Source organism: Ectopseudomonas guguanensis (assembly GCF_900104265.1).
Lineage (GTDB): Bacteria > Pseudomonadota > Gammaproteobacteria > Pseudomonadales > Pseudomonadaceae > Aquipseudomonas > Aquipseudomonas guguanensis.
This window is the reverse complement of the sequence record NZ_FNJJ01000018.1, coordinates 22,701-38,380: the sequence shown is the minus strand read 5'-3', so window position 1 is coordinate 38,380 and position 15,680 is coordinate 22,701. Positions and strand designations below refer to the sequence as shown.

Annotated in this window: 12 protein-coding genes; 8 read left to right on the top strand and 4 right to left on the bottom strand. The window is 64.6% G+C overall.

Features of this window, described 5'->3' with window-relative positions; all coding sequences use genetic code 11:
• Positions 1 to 18: 18 nt before the first annotated feature.
• The 3 genes from pdxA to BLS61_RS22015 all read right to left on the bottom strand — a co-directional run bounded on the left by pdxA (position 19) and on the right by BLS61_RS22015 (position 5,179).
• Complete coding sequence (gene pdxA, locus BLS61_RS22025; RefSeq protein WP_090434754.1) at positions 19 to 1,014, bottom strand: 4-hydroxythreonine-4-phosphate dehydrogenase PdxA; 996 nt, start codon at positions 1,012 to 1,014, stop codon at positions 19 to 21.
• Between the two features lie 96 nt (positions 1,015 to 1,110).
• Entirely contained in the window at positions 1,111 to 2,403 is a 1,293-nt protein-coding gene (surA, locus tag BLS61_RS22020; protein ID WP_090434867.1) for a peptidylprolyl isomerase SurA, read from the bottom strand.
• Positions 2,384 to 5,179, bottom strand: a complete 2,796-nt coding sequence (locus tag BLS61_RS22015) for an LPS-assembly protein LptD (RefSeq protein WP_090434751.1) — start codon at positions 5,177 to 5,179, stop codon at positions 2,384 to 2,386. The genes surA and BLS61_RS22015 overlap by 20 nt, the downstream gene beginning before the upstream one ends.
• 124 nt (positions 5,180 to 5,303) lie before the next feature.
• Here BLS61_RS22015 and BLS61_RS22010 point away from each other — a divergent pair, with 124 nt between their 5' ends.
• Genes BLS61_RS22010 through BLS61_RS22000 form a run of 3 tightly spaced genes read left to right on the top strand, consistent with a single transcriptional unit; the run spans position 5,304 to position 7,759 of the window.
• Positions 5,304 to 6,329 (top strand): aminoglycoside phosphotransferase family protein, encoded by a 1,026-nt coding sequence (locus BLS61_RS22010; RefSeq protein WP_090434749.1) that lies wholly within the window; start codon positions 5,304 to 5,306, stop codon positions 6,327 to 6,329.
• Positions 6,326 to 6,997, top strand: coding sequence for an N-acetylmuramate alpha-1-phosphate uridylyltransferase MurU (gene murU, locus BLS61_RS22005; protein WP_090434746.1), 672 nt, complete (start codon positions 6,326 to 6,328; stop codon positions 6,995 to 6,997). Before BLS61_RS22010 ends, murU begins: the two co-directional genes overlap by 4 nt.
• Positions 6,998 to 7,759 carry a DnaJ domain-containing protein gene (locus BLS61_RS22000; protein ID WP_090434743.1) on the top strand — a complete coding sequence of 254 codons (762 nt, stop codon included), beginning with the start codon at positions 6,998 to 7,000 and terminating at the stop codon, positions 7,757 to 7,759.
• On the opposite strand, the gene BLS61_RS21995 is transcribed toward BLS61_RS22000, so the two are convergent.
• The gene (locus BLS61_RS21995; RefSeq protein ID WP_090434740.1) at positions 7,756 to 8,733 is read right to left on the bottom strand and encodes an alpha/beta hydrolase family protein; all 978 of its coding nucleotides are present in this window, start codon (positions 8,731 to 8,733) and stop codon (positions 7,756 to 7,758) included. The two genes, BLS61_RS22000 and BLS61_RS21995, sit on opposite strands and share 4 nt — an antisense overlap.
• Before the next feature lie 113 nt (positions 8,734 to 8,846).
• Between BLS61_RS21995 and BLS61_RS21990 the strand changes: the two genes are divergently transcribed.
• From BLS61_RS21990 to BLS61_RS21970, 5 genes are all read left to right on the top strand, one after another.
• Complete coding sequence (locus BLS61_RS21990) at positions 8,847 to 11,252, top strand: PAS domain-containing sensor histidine kinase (RefSeq protein WP_090434737.1); 2,406 nt, start codon at positions 8,847 to 8,849, stop codon at positions 11,250 to 11,252.
• Positions 11,249 to 11,878, top strand: a complete 630-nt coding sequence (locus BLS61_RS21985) for a response regulator (RefSeq protein ID WP_003463520.1) — start codon at positions 11,249 to 11,251, stop codon at positions 11,876 to 11,878. The genes BLS61_RS21990 and BLS61_RS21985 overlap by 4 nt, the downstream gene beginning before the upstream one ends.
• Before the next feature lie 247 nt (positions 11,879 to 12,125).
• Positions 12,126 to 13,223 carry an ABC transporter ATP-binding protein gene (locus tag BLS61_RS21980; RefSeq protein WP_012019855.1) on the top strand — a complete coding sequence of 366 codons (1,098 nt, stop codon included), beginning with the start codon at positions 12,126 to 12,128 and terminating at the stop codon, positions 13,221 to 13,223.
• Between the two features lie 53 nt (positions 13,224 to 13,276).
• A complete protein-coding gene (locus BLS61_RS21975; RefSeq protein ID WP_090434734.1) occupies positions 13,277 to 14,308 on the top strand; it encodes an ABC transporter substrate-binding protein in 1,032 nt (343 codons plus the stop codon).
• 66 nt (positions 14,309 to 14,374) lie between these two features.
• Positions 14,375 to 15,622: an ABC transporter permease gene (locus BLS61_RS21970; protein WP_012019853.1), complete on the top strand. Its 1,248-nt coding sequence runs from the start codon at positions 14,375 to 14,377 to the stop codon at positions 15,620 to 15,622.
• The last annotated feature ends 58 nt before the right edge of the window (positions 15,623 to 15,680 follow it).

The window sequence follows — 15,680 nt, the reverse complement described above, 5'->3', positions numbered from 1 at the left end:
TACCACGGTCTCAGTGGTTCATCGCTGGCGGCTGCCAGCCATCTGATAGGCGGTTTCCAGCGCCACCTGCAGGCTGCCGGTATCGACCTTGCCGGTGCCAGCGAGATCGAGAGCGGTGCCGTGATCGACCGAGGTGCGGATGATCGGCAGGCCCAGGGTCACGTTCAGCGCCGCGCCGAAGCCCTTGAACTTGAGCACGGGTAGGCCCTGGTCGTGGTACATGGCCAGCACCGCATCGGCATGTTCGAGATACTTGGGAGTGAACAGGGTGTCGGCGGGCAAGGGGCCGATCAGGTTCATGCCCTCGCTGCGCAGACGTTCCAGCGTCGGCTCGATGATCTCGATTTCCTCGCGGCCCAGATGGCCGCCTTCGCCTGCATGCGGATTGAGCCCGCAGACCAGGATGCGCGGCTGGGCGATACCGAATTTGCTTTGCAGATCGGCATGCAGGATGCGGGTGACACGCGCCAGGCGCTCGGCGGTGATGGCAGCCGCCACATCTTTCAGCGGCAGGTGCGTGGTGACCAGCGCCACGCGCAGGCCGTGAGTGGCCAGCATCATCACCACCTGTTCGGTCGCGGTCAGCTCGGCGAGAAACTCGGTGTGCCCGGAGAAGGCGATGCCCGCCTCGTTGATCACGCCTTTGTGCACCGGTGCAGTGATCATCGCGGCGAAGGTGCCCTCCAGGCAGCCTTGTCCGGCGCGGGTGAGGGTTTCCAGCACGTAGCCGGCGTTGGCCGGTTCGAGGCGGCCGGCATGCGCCGGGGCTGACAGCGGGGTATCCCAGACATACAGCGCGCCTGCGGGGGCAGGACGGTCTGGCCACTGCTTTGGGCCGACCTCCAGGAGTTCGATATCCAGCCTCAGTTGCCTTGCACGTTCAGCGAGCAACGCCCGGCTGGCGATGGCGACCAGCGGAGCAGGTTGCGCCTGTTGAGCCAACAGCAGGCAGAGATCGGGGCCGATGCCGGCGGGCTCGCCTGGGGTAAGGGCAAAGCATTGCTGGGCAGTCATGGTCGCTCTCGGGATGGCATGGGGCGCCAGTTTACGCTGCCGGGCCAGGAACGAAAAAGCCCGGCGCTAGGCCGGGCTTTCGGTTCGAAACGGCTGTTACAGCTTGGTTTCGACGTAGGCTTCGTCGCGGATCTGGCGCAGCCAGGCCTGCAGTTCCTCATCGTACTTGCGGTTGCGCAGCAGATTGGCGGCCTGTTGCTTGCGAAACTCCTCGCTGTTGTCCGTGGCGCGGCGGCCCAAGACCTGCAGCACATGCCAGCCATAGGGGCTCTTGAACGGCTTGGACAGTTCGCCGCTGGCGGTGTTGCTCATCACCTCGCGGAACTCGGGCACCAGGGCATTGGGGTCGATCCAATTGAGGTCACCGCCATTGAGTGCAGAGCCCGGGTCTTCCGAGAAGTTCTTCGCCAGCTCGGCGAAATCCTCGCCGGCGACGATGCGCTGGTACAGGCGCTCGACCAGGCGACGGGTTTCTTCTTCGCTGCGGATTTCGCTGGGCTTGATCAGGATATGGCGAACATGCACCTCGTCGCGCACCTGAGTATCGCCACCACGCTTCTCGATCAGCTTGAGGATGATGAAGCCGCCCGGTGTACGCACCGGCTCGGTAACCTCGCCCAAGTTCAGTTGGCTGATCATGCTGTCGAACGGCGGCGGCAGTTGACCGGCCTTGCGCCAGCCCATCTCGCCGCCTTCCAGGGCGTTTTCGCTGGCCGAGCGGGCAACAGCCAGCTGGGCGAAGTCCGCGCCTTGCTGCAGTTGCTGATACAGCTCCTGCGCTTGTCGGTCGGCGGCCTGGATTTCGTTGGAGGACGCACCTTCGGATACCGGAATCAGGATGTTGGCCAGGCGGAATTCTTCCGACAGCTGCATCTTGCCCAGATCGGAGGCGAGGAAGTTCTGCACTTCCTGGTCGGTCACCTGGATGCGTTCGGCCACGCGGCGCTGGCGCACGCGGCTGATGACCATCTCGCGGCGCACCTGGTCACGGGCATCGGCATAGGACAGACCGTCACGAGCCAGGGCATCGCGGAATTGCTCGAGGCTCATGCCATTGCGCTGGGCGATGGTGCCCATGGCCTGGTTCAGCTCCTCATCGGTAATGCGAATGCCGGAGCGTTCGCCGATCTGCAGCTGGATGTTCTCGATGATCAGGCGTTCGAGCACCTGCTGGCTGAGCACGTGCTCGGGCGGCAGGGCACCGCCGCGCTTGTCGATGGTCTGCTGCACTTCACGCAGGCGCGCATCGAGCTGGCTCTGCATGACCACGTCGTTGTCGACGATGGCCACGACGCGGTCGAGGGGGCGAACCTGGGCCTGAGCCGTTGCCGCCAGCAGCGCTGCGCCCAACAGCAGGGGGCGCAGGCGATCAGAAAGCTTGGTCTTCACGTTCACGGTAACCTTGAATGCCTTGGTCGAGGAAAGTTTCCACCTTGTTGCCAACAACGCCGCCGAGGCCCTTGAGGACGATCTGCAGGAAGATGCCGCGATCCGGCTCGTCGTTGCGCGATGGGTCGAGGCTGACTTCGTCGTAGTCGATCCAGTAGCGGTTGATCAGGCGCAGCTTCCAGCAGCAGCTGTCGTATTCGAAACCACCGAAGGCTTCGAGGGTACGGTTGCGGCCATAGTCGTACTGCCAGCGCGAGATCAGGCTCCACTGCGGAGCCAGCGGCCAGATGACGGAGAAGTCATGCTGGTCGATCTTGTAGTAGTTCTTGATGTAGTTGGGGCTACCCGGTGTGCCGTAGTCCGGGTTGGTGGTCCAGGTGCCGCTGTCGCGATCGTAACGCACGGTGTCGTTGCGATAGCGATAGCCCAGGTTGACGATCTTGTTCGGATTGTCTTCCGGCTGGTAGTGGAACATCGCACTGCCCGAGCGGGTGGCGTGCTGGTCTGGATCCCAGTTGAAGGTGGAGGAGAAGCGCCAGTCGCGGTTGAAGCGATACAGGTACTCCAGTGCGTAGGGCGATACGTCCGAGGTCGCGTCCTGGCGGCCGCGGTAGTCGATACCCGGCATCTGTACCTTGCGGTCTTCGAAGTAGAAGGCCTGGCCGATGCTGAAGCGCTGGCGTTCGAAACCATTGGGCTCGATCCAGCGGCTGGTCACGCCCAGCGACAGCTTGTTCTCGTCACCGATACGATCCTTGCCGCTGAAGCGGTTCTCGCGCCACAGCGAGGCGTAGCTGAAGGTCGGCTCGCCGGTATCGAAGACCGGGATGTCGGCCTGGTCTTCTTCCGGTACGTAGAGGTAGAAGGCACGTGGCTCCAGGGTCTGACGGAAGTCCTTGCCGAACAGCTGGGTGTTGCGGTCGAAGTACAGGCCGCTGTCGAGGCTGAACAGACCGACGCCGCGATTCGGGGAGCGTTTGTAGTCGACGCCGAACCACTGATTGTTCGGATCGTTGGTCGCGAGTTCGGATTTACCCTTGCCATCCAGGTTGATCTGGTACTGAGTCTGCAGGTACTTGACCTGGGGTTTGATGAAGCCCCAGCTCCAGTCCAGCGGCAGGCTGACGCCCGGTTCCAGGTGCAGGCGTTCGCCGTCGGCACGGTTCAGGCCGGTCAGGCGCTCGTCGTACCACAGGTCTTGCGGACGGCCGGTTACACCGTCCTTGTCGACGAAGAAGCCCGAGCGCAGATTGCGGTCGAAGCGTACGTATTCGGTGCCGTAGGTGAAATCCAGACCGCCCGGGTTGAAGGGCAGTTTGCCGTCCAGGGTGATCTGCGGCAGGCGGTCGTACGGGGTCACATCGGTGATGTTGGCCAACTCGTATGCATGCAGGTTCAGGCGCGCGACATAACTGTCGCCGCGGTAGGTCAGCGTACCGCGCTGGTTCACGTAGCTGGTGGTTTCGATGCCCAGATCGGTATTCAGATCCTGGAAATAGTAGGGGTCGCTGATGTCGGTGTAGTCGACCTCGGCCAGCAGGCGCGAGTTCAGGCCCTGCTTGTGCTGCCAGCTGTACATCCAGCGCTGGTCTTCGTACTCGGACTGCAGCTTGCGCTCGTCTTCCTGGTCATTGAGCCAGGCGCCGCCGACCTGACCTTCGCTGCTTTCGGTGAGGTAGCGGAACTCGCCTTCCATCAGCAGGCCGCGTTTGGCCATGTAGGTCGGATACAGCGTGGCGTCGTAGTTCGGCGCCAGGTTGAAGTAGTAGGGCGTTTGCAGCGAGAACCCATTGCTGCTCGACGTGCCGAGACTCGGCGGCAGGAAGCCGGACTGGCGACGGTCGTCGATCGGGAAATAGATGTACGGGGTGTAGAACACCGGAATGTCCTTGACCCGCAGCGTCACGTTGGTCGCGGTGCCGAAGCCGGTCGCCGGGTTCAGGGTGACGTTGTTGCCCTTCAGGTGCCAGGCATTGTCGCCCGGCTCGCAGCGGGTATAGGTGCCGTCTTTAAGGCGGATGATCGCGGTCTCTTCGCGCTTGGCGTAGAGCGCGCTGCCGCGCACGTGGGCCTGGTGCATCACGTATTCGGCGTTGTCGATGCGGGCTTCGCCGTTATCCAGTTGCAGGTCCGCGCGGTCGCCGACCACCAGCACACCCTTGTCGCGCAGGCGCACGTTGCCGACCAGCTCACCGCGGTTCTCCGTCTGATGCAGGCTGGCTTCGTCGGCCTCGACCTGCATGCCGGACTGGCGCAGAACCACGTCACCGGCGAGGGTGGCGATCTGTTTTTCCTGCTCGTAGCGCGAAGCCTTGGCCGACACGTACATCGGCGACTCGTCCAGCGGCGTGGTGTCATCCATGCCCGGGCGCAGTGGCTCAATGTAGGCGCCAGCGCAGTAGGGGCCGGCTTCGGCCAGCTGTGCGGCAGTCAACTTATCGCGCGGTACCCAGTCCAAGTGACTGTAATCTGGGCTGCGCGAGGCGAGGGCGCGACCCTTGCTCTCGGTAACCAGCACCGCAGTGGCGTCCTGCTTGGCTGCGGCCGTGCCGGTCGAGCCGCTGCTGCTGACCGCATCACGGCTGTGCACCGGGCGCGGGGGCAGGGCGCTGGCTGCCGATTTCGGCGCGCATGCCCAGCCGCCCGTTGGCGACGCCTGGCAATCATATTGCTCGGCGGCAAGGGACTGTAGGCTGAACACGGGTTGTAAGGCCAGAAAACTGCCGGTAACCAGCAGCGGGAATTTCTTGCGGAACGCGGGGTGTTTTACTGCCATCTTGTTAGTCCGGGCTTCCTGCGCGCTACCGGCCCAGGGGCCGCACGCCTCTCGATGGGCTGAAAAAGATGCTGGATAATAAAGCATGACCCGCGCAACGGCTAGCGCCGTCGGAGACCCCTTGATGTCTGAACACGATGTACGTCTGCAACAGCTGCAAACCTGGCTCGCCGGGCAACTGTCCCCTCTGTTCGCCGCACGCGGCTGGGGAACGGTGCCTGCCGCCGAACTCACTCCCGCCAGCAGCGACGCCAGTTTTCGTCGCTATTTCCGCTGGCAGGCGGGGGAGCGCAGCCTGATCCTGATGGATGCGCCTCCTCCGCAGGAGAACTGCGAGCCCTTCGTCCGTATCGCTGCACTACTGGCCAGTGCTGGCGTGCATGTGCCGCAGGTACTGGCTGCCGACCTCGCGCAGGGTTTTCTGATTCTCGATGATCTGGGCCGCCAGACCTACCTGGACGTGATCGACGAGCACAACGCCGATAAGCTGTTCGACGATGCCATCGAGGCCTTGCTCAAGCAGCAGCGCCTGCCGCTCGATGGCAACCTGCCGCATTACGACGACGCCTTGCTGCGTCGTGAATTGCAGCTGTTCCCCGAGTGGTATGTGCAGCGCCATCTGGGGCGTACCTTTACCGCCGAGCAGCAATCCGCCTGGCAACGCGTTAGCCAACTGCTGATCGACAGTGCCCTGGCGCAGCCCAAGGTCGTGGTGCACCGCGACTTCATGCCGCGCAACCTGATGCGCAGCGCACCCAACCCCGGCGTGCTGGACTTTCAGGACGCCGTCAATGGTCCGGTTACCTATGACATCACCTGCCTGTTCAAGGATGCCTTTCTCAGCTGGCCCGAGGAGCGCGTGCAAGGCTGGCTGCAGGGCTATTGGGAGCGGGCGCAGGCGGCTGGCATTCCGGTGCAGGCATCGCTTGAGGACTTCCTGCGCGCCAGCGATCTGATGGGTGTGCAGCGCCACCTCAAGGTCATCGGCATCTTCGCGCGCATCTGCCATCGCGACGGCAAGCCCAAGTATCTGGGCGATGTACCGCGCTTCTTCGCCTATATCCAGGCGGTGCTGGCGCGCCGGCCGGAGCTGACCGAGCTGGGTGAGCTGTTCGCCAGCCTGGCGACAGAAGAAGGGGCGCTTGCATGAAGGCGATGATTCTCGCCGCTGGCAAGGGCGAGCGCCTGCGTCCGCTGACCCTGCATACGCCGAAGCCGCTGGTGAAGGCGGCCGGCGTACCCTTGATCGAGTATCACGTCCGCGCCCTGGCCGCCGCCGGGTTCACCGAGCTGGTGATCAATCACGCCTGGCTGGGCCAGCAGATCGAGGATTACCTCGGCGATGGCGCGCGCTTTGGCGTGAGCATCCTCTATTCGGCCGAAGGTGAGCCGCTGGAAACCGGCGGCGGCATCTTCGAGGCGCTACCCCTGCTGGGCAATGAACCCTTCGTGGTGGTCAACGGCGATGTCTTCACCGACTACGCCTTTGCCGCGTTACGCCAACCGCTCGCCGGTCTGGCGCATCTGGTGCTGGTGGATAACCCGGCGCACCACCCCCAGGGCGACTTCGTCCTGGCCGCCGGCCAGGTGCAGGACAGCGGCACGATGGGCGAGCGGCTGACCTATAGCGGCCTTGCCGTGCTGCATCCGCGTCTGTTCGCTGCCTGTGCTCCAGGCGCCTTCAAGCTGGCGCCGTTGCTGCGCGAGGCGATGGCGGCAGGGCAGGTCAGTGGTGAGCACTACGGCGGCTGCTGGATCGATGTCGGTACGCACGAGCGTCTGGCTGAAGTCGAGCGTCTGCTGCAGGAGGCACGCTAGGTGCTTTGGCCGGCGACTCTGCTAGGCGCTGCGGCCGGACTGGCCCTGGCCAGCATCCCGGGTGCCTTGCTTGGCGGTCTGCTCGGGCAGGTGCTGGATCGTCGTTTACGCCTGCATGGCTGGGACAATCTGCGCGAACGTCTGGGCGGCCGCGCGGCTCCAGCCGACGATGATCTGCTGTTTCTCATGCTCGGTCGCCTGGCCAAGAGCGACGGCCGTGTGGTGCAGAGTCATATCCAGCAGGCGCGCTCGGAAATGCAGCGACTTGGCTTGGATGCCGCTGCTCAGCGCCGTGCTATCGAAGCCTTCGCCCGGGGCAAGACCGGGCGCGACAACCTGCGCGGGCCGCTGCAGCGCCAGCGCCAGCGCGCCGATGCGATGCTGCGGGCCTGTTGGCGCATGGCCTGGGTCGATGGGCGAGTATCGCCCAGCGAGCACGAGTTGATCCTGCTGTGGGGCAAATGGCTCGGCTGGGAGAGTGCCCGGCTCGACAGCCTGGGCGAGGAATATGCGCCGCGTCGAAGCCAGCAACCGGCACCGACGGGCGGCAGCTATCAGGAAGCGCTGCGTCTGTTGGGCGTCGCCGAGGGCAGCGAGCCCGAGCAGATCAAGCGCGCCTACCGGCGCCTGCTCAGTCGCCATCACCCGGACAAGCTGGCTGGCTCCGGCGCTTCGCCCGAACGCATTCGGGAAGCGACCGAAACCACCCGTCAGCTGCATCAGGCCTATGCGCTGATCCGCCAGCGCCTGGGCTTGCGCTAGCTGCCGGTCGCGCGGATATGCAGCTGTAGCCAGCCGCGCAGACGACGGTAGAGCTGCTCCTGCTGCACGTCCAGATTCCCCGGCAGAGCCTTCATCGACACCTGGATATAGGTGGGCAATTTGGCGCGTTTGCTCGCGTGCAGGCGTTTCAGCGCCGCAGTGCGGTCGGTGAACTGATCCTTGTAATAGAAGTCGCCGGTGGCCACCGGCAGCTGCGCCACCAATTCGTCCAGTGGTGGGGCGAAGCCTGCTGGCAACTCGGCTGCGACCATCAGCAGATTGTGCACATTGCCCGGCTTGCGCTCGCTCAGATAACGCGCAGCCCAGTAAGCGCCGCTGCCGTGGCCCAGTAGCACGATCTCCTTGGCCTGTTGCTGTTCGGTAAAGGCGACGGCCGCCTCGATGCGCGTCATCACCCGTTCGACGTGCGCCTGGCGCCGCTGCTCGGGAGTGAGTGCCGTGGCGGCGGGTGCGGCCGTGGGCTCCGGCGAATCCTCGGCAGTGCTTTGCGCCTCCGCGTCGCTGGCTTCCTCGCCAGTTGGCGCGGGTGTGTCGACGGCGGCGGTGCGCGGCGGTAGCGGGTCGCCGTCGGGATCGGGGAGGGTGATGCTCAGGCTGTGCCAGCCGGCATCGGGCAACTTGCGCCGTAGCGGGCCGACTGCGGCCGCGCCATCGGCGTTTTCCACGTCGCCAGGCAACAGGATCACCGCACCGCTGGGCTCGCCGACGTTGGCCGGCAGCCACAGGGCGAGAAAGCTCTCGGCGCCAGCCTGCAGCATCTGTTGCTCACGTTTGTCCAGGCGTTGCTCCAGCGTCTGCGCCTCGCTGACGCTGCGCTCGGGCAGTAGCGGGCGCTCGTTCGCAGCGGGGGCGTCGACGCTATCGGCCGGCGCGTCCCCGGCCGGCTTCTCGGCCCAGGCCGCGGGGCAGGACAGCAGGCAGAAACCGAGCAGTGCTAGTGAATGAAGGCGCATCGATGAGGCTCCTGATCGTCTGCTACAGAGCCTAATGCCGCGCTCCGCTTTTGTCAGGCGACTCGGGCAAGACTGGAGTAAGGTAGGGGATCGCGTCAGCGGATTCGCCGTGCATGAAGTCCCTTCTTTCCTCCCTATCCCTGTTGCTGCTGCTGGTGATCTCCAACGCCTGGGCTGAGAGTCAGCGCATGCCCTTGCGCCCGGCTTTCGATGCCGAGCAGCGTGCCTGGCTAAGGGATCATCCCGTGCTGCGTGTAGGCCTGGTGCAGCAGGCGCCCTGGGTTCAGCGCGGTCAGAATCGGCAACTGACCGGGGCCAATGTCGAGCTGATGCAGCGTTTGCTGGAGGGCATGGGCGTTGCCCCTGACTGGCGCCTGTATGCGGACCACGAGTCACTGGAGCGAGCGGCCAGCGCGGGTGAGGTGGACCTGGCGCCGGGGCTGCAGCAGACGCCAGCCGGCCTGCGCATCTGGCATTACTCCATGCCCTACCTGCGCGTGCCGCATCTGGTGGTCGGCGAGCGCAGCGGCAATGGTGCGGTGGATCTCGACCAGTTGCCGCTGGAGCAGGTGGTGGCCCTGCACTCGCCGAGTCAGGCTGCCGAATACCTGGAACGCACCCATACCAACCTGCGCCTGCGCGCCGCACCTTCGGAACGCGCCGCGTTGCAGCTGGTGCTGAACCAGGAGGTCAGTTACGCGGTGCTGGATGAGGCGAGCCTCAGCCAGCTGCTGCATGAATCACGCTTCGCCAACCTGAGTATCGTCGGCGACATCGGCCTGCCGCAGTTGCTGCGCCTGGCCACGCGCCGCGACCAGCCGCTGCTGTCCGCCATTGTCGACCAGACCCTGCAGGCACTGCCTGCGCGCGAGCTGGAGGAACTGCGCGAAACCTGGATGCCCTTGCGTTACCCGCAGTCCAGCGATTTTGTCGGCTTCTGGAAGACCCTCACGCTGTTTCTTGCGCTGCTGCTGCTGATCGGCGCCACGGCGCTCTACCGCCAGCGCCAGCAGACGCGCCTGCTCGAACGGGGTTTGCTGGGCGCACGCGGCGAGCTGGACCGCCACCAGCAGGCGGCCGAGGCGCTGCGCCTGAGCCAGTTCTCCATCGATCACAGCACGGTGGGCATTCTCTGGGTCAACTGGGACAGTCACCTGCGCTATGCCAACCGCGCCGCCGAACGCATGCTCGGCTACGCCGCCGGTGAGCTGGTGGACAAGCCTCTGAGCCTGCTGGAACCGGGCCTCGACATGGATCGCTGGCTCGCCCTGTGGAAGCAGGTGCGCGAACAGGGCGGTGGCTCGACAAGTTTCGAAATCGATTGCCTGCGCGCCGACGGTAGCCGCATGCCGGCCGACGTTTCGCTGAGCTTTCTGCGCTATCGTCAGGCCGAATATCTGGTGGTGTTTCTCAGCGACGTGACCGAGCGTCGCCGTGCGCGCGCGGCACTGGAAGAGAGCGAGGCGCGCTTCAAGGGCATCGCCGGCAACGTGCCCGGCCTGGTGTTTCGCCTGGAGCGCGCCGGGCCGGGGCAGGCGGTCAACTTCGCCTATATCAGCGAGGCCAGTCAGGAGATGGTCGGCTGGCCGGCGCATGAGCTGCAGCGTGAGGATCGCGGCATTCGCAGCCTGGTGCACCCGCAGGATCTCCCCAGCTACCTCAACAGCCAGACGCTGGCGCTGGAAGGCGAGAGCGACTGGTACTGGCAGGGGCGCATCCTCACCGCCGAGCAGGAGGTGCTGTGGGCCGACATCCGCACCACCGCGCGCCCGCTCGGCGGTGGTCGGGTGGTCTGGGACGGCATTCTCTGGGACATCACCGAGAACAAGCTGGCCGAGCTGGCGCTGGCCGACTCGCGGGCGCGCCTGCGCGAACTGTCTGCGCATCTGGAAAGCGTGCGTGAGGAGGAAAAGGCGCGTATCGCCCGCGAGGTACACGACGAACTGGGCCAGGTGCTGACGGTGCTCAAGCTGGAAACCGCCATGTGCGAGCTGGTTTGCGCCGGACAGATTCCCGAACTGGATGAGCGCCTGGCCAGCATGAAGCGTCTGATCGCCCAGCTGTTTCAACTGGTGCGCGACGTGGCCACGGCGCTGCGTCCACCGATTCTCGATGCCGGTATCGCCTCGGCCATCGAATGGCAGGTACGCCGCTTCGAGGAGCGCACGCAGATCCCCTGCCTGGTGGAGGTGCCCGAGCATTTGCCGCGTTTGCCCGATGCTCAGGCCATTGGCCTGTTCCGCATCCTCCAGGAGGCACTGACCAATGTCATGCGTCATGCCGGCGCGCACAGTGTGGTGGTGCGCCTGTGGCAGGAAGCGGGCAATCTGTGCCTGTCGGTGACCGACGATGGCAAGGGTTTCGATGCCGCCATGCGCAAGCCCGGGCAGTCCTTCGGTCTGGTCGGCATGCAGGAGCGCATGCTCATGCTCGGCGGCCAGTTGCAGATTGACAGCCGGCCGGGTGAGGGCACTACGCTGTACGCGCGCATAACCCTGGATGAGGAGGTCACGGCGTGATTCGGGTACTGGTGGCCGAAGACCACACCATCGTGCGGGAAGGCATCAAGCAACTGATCGGCATGGCCCGCGATCTCGAGGTGGCGGGCGAGGCGTGCAACGGCGAGCAACTGCTCGAGGTACTGCGCCGTACGCCTTGCGACGTGGTGCTGCTGGATATCTCCATGCCGGGCGTCAACGGTCTGGAGGCCATTCCGCGCATTCGCGCGCTGACCGAGGCGCCGGCGATTCTGGTGCTGTCGATGCACGACGAGGCGCAGATGGCGGCCCGTGCGCTCAAGGCTGGCGCTGCCGGCTACGCCACCAAGGACAGCGACCCGGCGCTGCTGATCACCGCGATTCGCAAGGTGGCCAGCGGTGGTCGCTATATCGACCCGGCTCTGGCCGATCGCATGGTTTTCGAGGTTGGCCTGACCGACTCGCGCCCGCCTCATGCACAACTGTCCGAGCGCGAGTTCTCGGTATTCGAGCGTCTCGTGCGAGGAGAGGGCGTCAACGATATTGCCCTGCACCTGGCGATCAGCAACAAGACCGTGAGCACGCACAAGGCGCGCCTGATGCAGAAGCTCGGGGCCCATTCGATGGCCGATCTGGTGCGCTACGCGATGGAGCACCGTCTGGTCTGATCGGGAGCTTTCGTAGGAGCGGCTTTAGCCGCGATGAGTTGACCACGGGAGCTTCGCGGCTGAAGCCGCTCCTACGCTTCGTCGGGCGCTCGAAAACCAAAGCAAATACTCGGATTTTGTAGGGCAATTCCTACAGCAGATTCTCCTCGCGCCTGATATCAGCTTGTCATCCCGCCCGATTTTTCACCCTGCCTCGTCGCCCTAATCTTCGGTCATCGGCCTGAGACAAGAACAAGGGTGTGGTGTGATGGCAAACGATGTACTGGTGAGCTTCCGCGGCGTGCAGAAGAGCTACGATGGCGAGACGCTGATCGTCAAAGACCTCAACCTGGATATCCGCAAGGGCGAGTTCCTGACCCTGCTCGGCCCGTCCGGCTCCGGCAAGACCACCAGCCTGATGATGCTGGCCGGTTTCGAAACCCCGACCGCCGGCGAGATCCTCCTCGACGGCCGTTCGCTGAACAAACTGCCGCCGCACAAGCGTGACATCGGCATGGTGTTCCAGAACTATGCGCTGTTCCCGCACATGACCGTGGCCGAGAACCTCGCCTTCCCGCTGAGCGTGCGCGGCATGTCGCGCACCGACATCAGCGAGCGGGTCAAGCGCGCCCTTTCGATGGTGCAGCTCGACAGCTTCCGCAATCGTTATCCGGGCCAGCTCTCCGGTGGTCAGCAGCAGCGCGTGGCACTGGCCCGTGCGCTGGTCTTCGAGCCGCAACTGGTGCTGATGGATGAACCCCTCGGCGCGCTGGACAAGCAGCTGCGCGAACACATGCAGATGGAAATCAAGCACCTGCACCAGCGCCTGGGCGTGACTGTGGTCTATGTGACCCACGACCAGGGCGAGGCGCTGACCATGTCCGACCGCGTGGCCGTGTTCCACCAGGGCGAGATCCAGCAGATCGCCCCGCCGCGCGACCTCTACGAGGCGCCGCACAACACCTTCGTCGCCCAGTTCATCGGTGAGAACAACCGCCTGGCCGGCGAGCTGGTCAGCCGCGATGGCGAAGAGTGCGTGGTGCGCCTGGCACGCGGCGAGGAAGTGCGCGCCACGGCGGTCAACGTCGGCGCCGTGGGCGAGGCGGTGAGCCTGTCGATCCGTCCTGAGCGCATCCGCCTCAACGGTCATAGCGAGGCCTGCCCGAACCGTTTCTCCGGGCGCATCGCCGAGTTCATCTACCTGGGCGATCACGTGCGCATCCGCATGGAGGTCTGCGGCAAGTCCGATTTCTACGTCAAGCAACCCGTGGCCGAGCTCGATCCGCAGCTGGCGGTTGGTGACCTGGTTCCGCTCGGCTGGTCTGTCGAGCATGTCCGCGCGCTCGACCCACTCCAAGCCGAGTGAGCGCTTCGCGCAGTGCTTCACCTTTACCCCGTAACACAGAGGAGCTGATAAGAATGACGAAATCCCTGAAGCTGGCGGCATTGGCCCTGGGCGTTAGCTGCGCCATGCCGGCACTGGCGGTGGACCTGACAGCGGTATCCTTCGGCGGCGCGAACAAGGCGGCGCAGGTCAAGGCGTTCTACGAACCCTTCGAGAAGGAAACCGGCAACAAGGTGCTGGGCGGCGAATACAACGGTGAAATGGCCAAGGTCAAAGCCATGGTCGATACCCGCAGCGTGAGCTGGGATCTGGTCGAGGTGGAGTCGCCGGAACTGGCCCGCGGTTGCGATGAAGGTCTGTTCGAGGAACTCGACCCGGCGCTGTTCGGCGATGAGTCCGACTTCATTGATGGCGCCATTCAGCCGTGCGGCGTCGGCTTCTTCGTCTGGTCCACGGTGCTGGCCTACAACGCCGACAAGCTCAGTGCGGCGCCGACCAGCTGGGCCGATTTCTGGGACGTAGCGAAATTCCCGGGCAAGCGTGGCCTGCGCAAGGGCGCCAAGTACACCCTGGAATTCGCCCTGATGGCTGACGGTGTGCCGGTCAAGGACGTGTACAAGGTGCTGGCCACCAAGGAAGGTCAGGATCGCGCGTTCAAGAAGCTTGATGAACTCAAACCCAACATCCAGTGGTGGGAAGCCGGCGCCCAGCCGCCGCAGTACCTCGCCTCTGGCGACGTGGTGATGAGCTCGGCCTACAACGGCCGTATCGCTGCGGTGCAGGGCGAGAGCAACCTGCAGGTGGTGTGGAACGGCGGCATCTATGACTTCGACTCCTGGGCCATCCCGCGTGGCGCGAAGAACGTCGAGCTGGCCAAGCAGTTCATCGCCTTCTCGGTCAAGCCCGAAGCGCAGAAGACCTATTCGGAGAACATCGCCTACGGGCCGGCCAACAAGCAGGCCATCGAGCTGCTGGCGCCGGAGCGTCTGAACCTGATGCCGACCACGCCGGAAAACATCGCCAACCAGGTGGCCATCGACGTGACCTTCTGGGCTGACTACGGCGAGCAGCTGGAGCAACGCTTCAACGCCTGGGCCGCGCGCTAAGTCGCCTATCCGGCCCTGCCTGCTGGCAGGGCCGTCTGAATTTTCTTCTTGCTTGCGGAGTTGTCCATGGCCGCCGTACTGCCTGCCACCGAGTTGCCCGGGCCGAGCCTGAAGCAGCGTCTGGCCCGTGCCGAGCGTTTCAATCGTCTGAAATCCAAGGCGCTGATCCTGCCGCTGTTGCTGTTCCTTCTGCTGACCTTCCTGTTGCCTATTGGCGCCCTGTTGCTGCGCAGCGTCGACAACCCGGAAGTGGTCGGCAGTCTGCCGCGCACCGTCGAGGCGATCAGTGCCTGGGATGGTCGTGGTTTGCCGGACGAGTCGGTGTACCAGGCCATTGCCAGCGACATCGTCGAGGCGCGCCGCAACCAGAGCCTGGGCGATCTGTCCAAGCGCCTGAACATGGAGCTGGCGGGCTTTCGCAGTCTGGTCAGCAGCACCGCACGCAAGCTGCCGTTGCGCGAGGAGCCGGCGTCCTACCAGGAGGCCTTCCTCGACCTGGACGAGCGCTGGGGCGATCCCGCCTACTGGCAGGTGATCCGCCGTAACGCCTCGCCGGTTACTCCCTATTACCTGCTGGCTGCGCTCGATCATCGTATCGACGATCTCGGTGAGCTGGCCAAGGCCACGCCGGATCAGGCCATCTATCTGGACATCTTCGCCCGCACCTTCTGGATGAGCCTGGTGATCACCGCCATTTGCCTGGTGCTGGCCTATCCGTTGGCTTATCTGCTGGCCAACCTGCCGACCCGCTCCGGCAACCTGTTGATGATTCTGGTGCTGCTGCCGTTCTGGACCTCGATTCTGGTGCGGGTGGCGGCCTGGATCGTGCTGTTGCAGTCGGGCGGATTGATCAACAGCGCGCTGATGTCGCTGGGCATCATCGAGCAGCCCCTGCAGCTGGTGTTCAACCGCAGTGGTGTTTACGTGGCCATGGTGCACATCATGCTGCCGTTCATGATCCTGCCGATCTACAGCGTGATGAAGGGCATCTCGCCCAGCTACATGCGCGCGGCGGTGTCGCTCGGCTGTCATCCGTTCGCCAGTTTCTGGCGGGTGTACTTCCCGCAGACCCTGGCCGGTGTCGGCGCCGGTTGCCTGCTGGTGTTCATCCTGTCGATTGGTTACTACATCACCCCGGCGCTGCTGGGCAGCCCGAACGACCAGATGATCAGCTACTTCGTCGCCTTCTACACCAACACCACCATCAACTGGGGCATGGCCACGGCCCTTGGCGGCCTGTTGCTGGCTGCGACCCTGGTGCTCTACGTGGTGTACAGCTGGCTGGTCGGTGCCAGCAAGCTGAGGCTTGGTTAAAAAGCGGTCTGCGTAGCAGACCATCTGATGACCCTCTCCCATTCATGGGAGAGGGTGC

Bases quoted from the DNA above. Each gene is read 5' to 3' on its own strand.
- pdxA (WP_090434754.1), bottom strand. From the start codon at position 1,014: ATGACTGCCCAGCAATGCTTTGCCCTTACCCCAGGCGAGCCCGCCGGC.
- BLS61_RS22015 (WP_090434751.1), bottom strand. From the start codon at position 5,179: ATGGCAGTAAAACACCCCGCGTTCCGCAAGAAATTCCCGCTGCTGGTT.
- BLS61_RS22010 (WP_090434749.1), top strand. From the start codon at position 5,304: ATGTCTGAACACGATGTACGTCTGCAACAGCTGCAAACCTGGCTCGCC.
- murU (WP_090434746.1), top strand. From the start codon at position 6,326: ATGAAGGCGATGATTCTCGCCGCTGGCAAGGGCGAGCGCCTGCGTCCG.
- BLS61_RS21995 (WP_090434740.1), bottom strand. From the start codon at position 8,733: ATGCGCCTTCATTCACTAGCACTGCTCGGTTTCTGCCTGCTGTCCTGC.
- BLS61_RS21990 (WP_090434737.1), top strand. From the start codon at position 8,847: ATGAAGTCCCTTCTTTCCTCCCTATCCCTGTTGCTGCTGCTGGTGATC.
- BLS61_RS21980 (WP_012019855.1), top strand. From the start codon at position 12,126: ATGGCAAACGATGTACTGGTGAGCTTCCGCGGCGTGCAGAAGAGCTAC.
- BLS61_RS21975 (WP_090434734.1), top strand. From the start codon at position 13,277: ATGACGAAATCCCTGAAGCTGGCGGCATTGGCCCTGGGCGTTAGCTGC.
- BLS61_RS21970 (WP_012019853.1), top strand. From the start codon at position 14,375: ATGGCCGCCGTACTGCCTGCCACCGAGTTGCCCGGGCCGAGCCTGAAG.